The sequence below is a fragment of the Acidocella sp. genome, assembly GCF_052326845.1.
Classification (GTDB): Bacteria; Pseudomonadota; Alphaproteobacteria; order Acetobacterales; family Acetobacteraceae; genus Acidocella.
This window is the reverse complement of record NZ_JBKQJR010000186.1, coordinates 1-5,493: the sequence shown is the minus strand read 5'-3', so window position 1 is coordinate 5,493 and position 5,493 is coordinate 1. Positions and strand designations below refer to the sequence as shown.

7 protein-coding genes are annotated in these 5,493 nt (G+C 66.5%); 6 read left to right on the top strand and 1 reads right to left on the bottom strand.

Annotated elements, in window-relative coordinates:
• On the bottom strand, positions 1-1,116 hold a 1,116-nt coding region (locus ACLPJJ_RS12545; protein ID WP_443591312.1), incomplete at its 3' end, for an ABC transporter transmembrane domain-containing protein.
• A 10-nt stretch (positions 1,117-1,126) separates the two neighbouring features.
• Between ACLPJJ_RS12545 and ACLPJJ_RS12540 the strand changes: the two genes are divergently transcribed.
• The 6 genes from ACLPJJ_RS12540 to rplS all read left to right on the top strand — a co-directional run bounded on the left by ACLPJJ_RS12540 (position 1,127) and on the right by rplS (position 5,485).
• Positions 1,127-1,957, top strand: coding sequence for an NUDIX domain-containing protein (locus ACLPJJ_RS12540; protein WP_443591311.1), 831 nt, complete (start codon positions 1,127-1,129; stop codon positions 1,955-1,957).
• Between the two features lie 106 nt (positions 1,958-2,063).
• On the top strand, positions 2,064-3,437 hold the full coding sequence (ffh, locus tag ACLPJJ_RS12535; RefSeq protein ID WP_443591310.1) for a signal recognition particle protein: 1,374 nt from the start codon (positions 2,064-2,066) through the stop codon (positions 3,435-3,437).
• A 29-nt stretch (positions 3,438-3,466) separates the two neighbouring features.
• Complete coding sequence (rpsP, locus tag ACLPJJ_RS12530; RefSeq protein WP_443591309.1) at positions 3,467-3,814, top strand: 30S ribosomal protein S16; 348 nt, start codon at positions 3,467-3,469, stop codon at positions 3,812-3,814.
• A gap of 15 nt (positions 3,815-3,829) precedes the next feature.
• The gene (rimM, locus tag ACLPJJ_RS12525) at positions 3,830-4,345 is read left to right on the top strand and encodes a ribosome maturation factor RimM (RefSeq protein WP_443591308.1); all 516 of its coding nucleotides are present in this window, start codon (positions 3,830-3,832) and stop codon (positions 4,343-4,345) included.
• Positions 4,342-5,067, top strand: a complete 726-nt coding sequence (trmD, locus tag ACLPJJ_RS12520) for a tRNA (guanosine(37)-N1)-methyltransferase TrmD (RefSeq protein ID WP_443591307.1) — start codon at positions 4,342-4,344, stop codon at positions 5,065-5,067. The genes rimM and trmD overlap by 4 nt, the downstream gene beginning before the upstream one ends.
• Positions 5,068-5,095: 28 nt before the next feature.
• A complete protein-coding gene (gene rplS / locus ACLPJJ_RS12515) occupies positions 5,096-5,485 on the top strand; it encodes a 50S ribosomal protein L19 (RefSeq protein WP_443591306.1) in 390 nt (129 codons plus the stop codon).
• Positions 5,486-5,493: the final 8 nt, after the last annotated feature.

Sequence of the window (5,493 nt, the reverse complement as noted above, 5' to 3'; positions counted from 1 at the left end):
GTCCTCGAACCGCACCTCGGCCGGCGCGCCGTGGCGCTCCAGCGTGAGCGCGCCGGGCGTGTCCTTCACCTCCTGGTTGACACGCAGCAGCGAGAACATCTGCTCCATGTCGATAAGCCCCTGATTCAGGGTGAGATAGGTGAAGCCCAGGAAGTTGAGCGGCACGTAAAGCTGCATCAGATAGGTGTTCACCACCACGAAGCTGCCCGGGGACATGTGGTTGTACACCACCCCCCAGGCGGCCATCAGCATCATCGCCCCCAACGCCAGGGAAATGATAACCGCCTGGCCGATATTGAGCATGTTGAGCGAGACCTGGGACTTCACCGAGGCCGTCTCGTACCGCGCCAGGCTTTCGTCGAAGCGCTTCGATTCATGCGCCTCGTTGCCGAAATACTTCACCGTCTCGAAATTCAGCAGGCTGTCGATGGCCTTGCTCTGCGCCTCGGTGTCGGTCTCGTTCATGGCGCGGCGGAACTTGGTCCGCCAGGTGGTGAAGGCGAAGGTGAAGGCGATGTAGAAGCCGATGGCGGTGAAGGTGATCAGCGCGTACCAGGCATTGAACAGATACCACAGCATGAAGGTGGTGAGCAGCAGCTCGATGATGGTCGGCAGCAGGTTGAACGTGGCCAGGCGCAGCACGCTCTGGATGCCGTTGGTGCCGCGCAGGATGATATTGGACAGGCCGCCGGTCTGCCGGTCCAGGTGGAAGCGCATGGAGAGCGCGTGCAGATGCTCAAAGGTCTTGCGCGCCACGACGCGGGAGGCGCGCATCTGCACCGCCGCGAACAGGGCGTCACGCAACTCGCCGAAGGCGGCGGAGGCGATGCGCACCAGCGCGTAGCCGACGATCAGCGCCGCCGGGACGGCTAGCGGCCCGGCCGCATGGGTGAGCTTGTCCACCGACCGGCCGTAAACCACCGGGACATACACCGTCGCCACCTTGGAGAGCAGCATGGCGAGGCTGGCCAGCACCAGGCGCGCGCGCAGGGCGGGTTCGCCCTTGGGCCAGAGATAAGGCAGCAGCGAGATGATGGTGGCGAAGGAGCCATGCGTCTGCTTGGCCCCGAGGTTGGGCGCAAGATGGGGGTTGGCACGGGCGGCATTACGGGTCATGGGAGCGCACATGGCATCTGACGCACGAATTGCAAAGCTCCTCTCGCACATAGCGGCCTGCCACACGGCCGTTCTGCCCGGCGAACGCCTGCCGCTTTACGCCGGGGCGCACCATATCGGCTATCTCCGCCCCGCCCTGGCGGCGCGGCTTGCCGAAATCTCGCCGCGCGTGACCGTGCTGGCGCACAAGGTGCTGCTGAACGAAGCCGCCCTGCCCCAGCTCAACGAACTCGCCGCCGCGGCCGGCATCCCCACCCGGGCGGAAGATTTCGACGTGCGCGAGACCGCCGACGGCCCGGCGCTGGCGGTGCTGGACCGTGGCGCCCTGCCCGACTTCGGGGTCATCGGCGTGGGCGTGCATCTCAACGGCATCGTCCGCCGGGCGGATGGCGTGCATGTCTGGGTCGGCAAGCGCGCCGCGAACAAGAAGCTCGACCCCGGCAAGCTCGACCATCTGGTGGCGGGCGGGGTGCCGGCGGGGTACACGCCGTTCCAGGCACTGGTGAAGGAATCCGAGGAAGAGGCCGCCCTGCCCGAAGCCATGGCCGTCCATGCCCGCCTTGTGGGCACCTTCCGCTACGACATGGAACGCCCCGAGGGGCTGCGGCGGGACCTGATCCACGCCTACGACCTGGAACTGCCCGAGAGCTTCACGCCCGAGCCGGTGGACGGCGAGGTGGAGTCCTTCTCGCTCTGGCCGTTGCCGCGCGTGCTGGAGGTGCTCTCCACCACGGATGAGTTCAAGTTCAATGTCACCCTGGTGCTCATCGACCTGCTGCTGCGCGAAGGGCTGATCACCGGGGACAACGCCGAGACCTTGCGCCGCGCCCTGGCCGCCTGACCCCATTGACTCCAGCGCCCGAGGGGCGCATGAGCCGAACCACATAAACCGCCGTGCTGCGAGGGTTCGCACCACGGCGCGTTTTGCGTTGTAAGGAATTCTGGCCATGTTCGACACGCTGTCGGGCAAATTTTCGGATATTTTCGACCGGCTCCGCCGCCGCGGGGCGCTGTCTGAGTCCGACGTAAACGAGGCGCTGCGGGAGATCCGCCTGGCGCTGCTCGATGCCGACGTGGCGCTGCCGGTGGTAAAGGACTTCGTCGCCAAGGTGAAGGAACAGGCGGTCGGCGCGGAAGTGCTGCGCTCCGTCTCGCCCGGCCAGATGGTGGTGAAGATCGTCAATGACGCGCTGATCGAGGCGCTCGGTGGCGCCCCCTCCCCGCTCAACCTATTCGCCCCCTCGCCAATCCCCTTCCTCATGGTCGGCCTGCAAGGCTCCGGCAAAACCACCACCTCCGCCAAGATCGCGCTGCGGCTGAAGACCCGCGAGCGCAAGAAGGTGCTGCTGGCCAGCCTGGATACCCAGCGCCCCGCCGCCCAGCTTCAGCTTGAGCAGCTGGCGCAGAAGGCCGAGGTCGCCTGCCTGCCGATCATCCCCGGGCAGACGCCGCTGCAGATCGCCAACCGCGCCATGGATACGGCGCGGCGGGAAGTCTACGACGTCGTGATCCTGGATACGGCGGGCCGTCTCTCCATCGATTTCGCGCTGATGGAAGAGGTGAAAGCGATCCGCAATGCGGTGAACCCGGTGGAAACCCTGCTGGTCGTGGACGCCATGACCGGCCAGGACGCGGTGACCACCGCCACCGCCTTCAACCAGGCGGTGCAGATCACCGGCATCGTGATGACCCGGCTCGACGGCGATGCCCGTGGCGGCGCCGCGCTCTCCATGCGCAGCGTTACCGGCGCGCCGATCAAGCTCGCCGGCATGGGCGAGAAGCTGGACGCGCTGGACGAGTTCAACCCGGAGCGCATCGCCGGGCGCATCCTCGGCATGGGCGACATTGTCGGCCTGGTCGAGCGCGCGGCGCAGAATATCGATCAGGCGGAAGCCGAGAAACTCGCCAAGAAGATGGCGAAAGGCAAGTTCGACCTGGAAGACTACGCGGCGCAGCTGAAGCAGATTTCCAAGATGGGCTCGCTCTCCGGTATTCTCGGCATGCTGCCGGGTGTCGGCAAGATGAAGCAGCAGATCGAGAACGCCAATCTGGACACCACAATGTTCAAGAAGCACGTGGCGATCATCGGCTCGATGACCCCCGCCGAGCGCCGCGCCCCGGACATCCTGAAGGCCAGCCGCAAGAAGCGCATCGCGGCAGGCTCCGGCACCACCGTGCAGGAAGTGAACAAGCTGCTGAAACAGTTCGACGATATGTCGACCATGATGAAGCGCATGAACAAGATGGGCGGCCCGGAGGCGATGATGCGCCAGATGCAATCCGCCATGGGCGGCGCCAAAGGTGGCCGCCGGCCGTTTTAACCAGTTTTTAGTTAACCTAAGGAGTACTCATGTCTGTTAAAATCCGTTTGTCCCGCGGCGGCGCCAAGAAGCGCCCGTTCTACCACATCGTCATCGCCGATGCGAACGCCCCGCGCGACGGCAAGTTCATCGAGCGCGTCGGTACCTATAACCCGATGCTGCCCGCCGACCACGCCGACCGCGTGACCCTGGTGACCGAGCGCCTGCAGTACTGGATCGCCAACGGCGCCCAGGCGACCGACCGCGTCGCCCGCTTCCTCGCCAAGGCCGACCTGATCAAGGCCCCGGTGCGCGCCGAGCAGACCAAGCAGTCCGCGCCGAAGAAGAAGGCGCAGGAGCGCGAAGCTGCGCGCGCCAAGGCCGCGGCGGCCGCCTAACCAAGCAGAGGGCGCGTGAACGACCGGTTGATCCTGATGGGCGTGATTGGCAAGCCGCACGGCGTGCGCGGCCAGGTGCGCGTGAACGTCTTCGCCGAGGACCCGGAGTCCCTGGCGGCGTACACGCTGACCGACCGCAAGGGCCGGCAGTTTGCGCTGGAATGGGCGCATGAGAATGCCGCCTGGATCAGCGAGGTGACGCCCAAGGGTAAGCGCCGGATTGCCGACCGCACCGAGGCCGAGACGCTGACGAATGTGGAGCTGTTCATCCCCCGCGAGGCTTTGCCCGAGGCGGAGGAGGAGGAGTTCTATTTCGCGGATCTCATCGGCCTGCAGGCGCGCGGCGAGGCGGGCGAAGAGATCGGGCGGGTGGCCAACGTGCTGGATTACGGCGCCGGTGTCAGCCTTGAGATCATGCCGGGCGGCAGGCTGATCCCCTTCACCAAGGCCTGCGTGCCTGTGGTGAATGTCAGCGAGGGCTTCGTCGTCGTCATCCCGCCGGCCGAGGTGGAGGCCCGCGAGGACGCATGACCTGGCGCGCGGACATCCTCACCCTGTTCCCGTCCATGTTTCCCGGCCCGCTGGGGGACTCCCTGGCCGGCAAGGCGCTGGCGGAGCAGAAATGGAGCCTGAAGGTCACGGATATCCGCGACTTCGGGTTGGGCAGGCACCGCAGCGTGGACGACACGCCCTTCGGTGGCGGCGCCGGCATGGTGCTGCGGCCGGACGTGGTGGATGCGGCCATCGGCGCGGTTGCGGACGCAGCCCCCAATGGTTCGGCGGATGAGCGGCCGCTCATCTTCCTCACCCCGCGCGGCGCGCCGCTCACGCAAGGCCGCGTGCGGGAACTGGCGGAAGGCCCAGGCGCGGTCCTGGTGTGCGGGCGGTTCGAGGGCTTCGACCAGCGCGTCATCGAGGCGCGCCAGGGCGAGGAGATCAGCATCGGGGACTATATCCTCTCCGGCGGGGAACTGCCGGCGCTGGTGCTGCTCGATTCCGTCATCCGCCTGCTGCCGGGCGTGATGGGCCATGCGGAAAGCGGCGTGGAGGAAAGCTTCTCCGACGCGCTGCTGGAATACCCGCACTACACCCGTCCGGCTGTCTGGGAAGGCCACGCCGTGCCGGACGTGCTCACCTCCGGCAACCATGCCGCCATCGCCGCCTGGCGCCTGCACGAGGCCAGGCAGATCACGCAACGCCGCCGGCCCGACCTCTACAACCAATACATTGCATCCGGCGCCCACGCGCCCTAAACACCCCATTCGAGAAGGACCCTAACCCATGAACATCATCCAGACGCTGGAAGCCGAGCAAATCGCGAAGCTGACCGAAGCCAAAGCCATCCCCACCTTCGTCCCCGGCGACACGCTGCGCGTGAACGTGCAGGTGAAGGAAGGCGAGCGTTCGCGTATCCAGGCCTTCGAGGGCCTGTGCATCGCCCGTTCCAACCGTGGCATCAACTCCTCCTTCACCGTGCGGAAGATCTCCTACGGCGAAGGCGTGGAGCGTATCTTCCCGCTCTACGCGCCGGTCATCGCCGACATCACCGTCGTGCGCCGTGGCGATGTGCGCCGCGCCAAGCTGTACTACCTGCGCGGCCGCCGCGGTAAGTCCGCCCGCATCGCCGAGAAGGCGCGCGAGGTGGAAGCTCCCGCCGCCGCTGCCGAGTAAGACGAGAC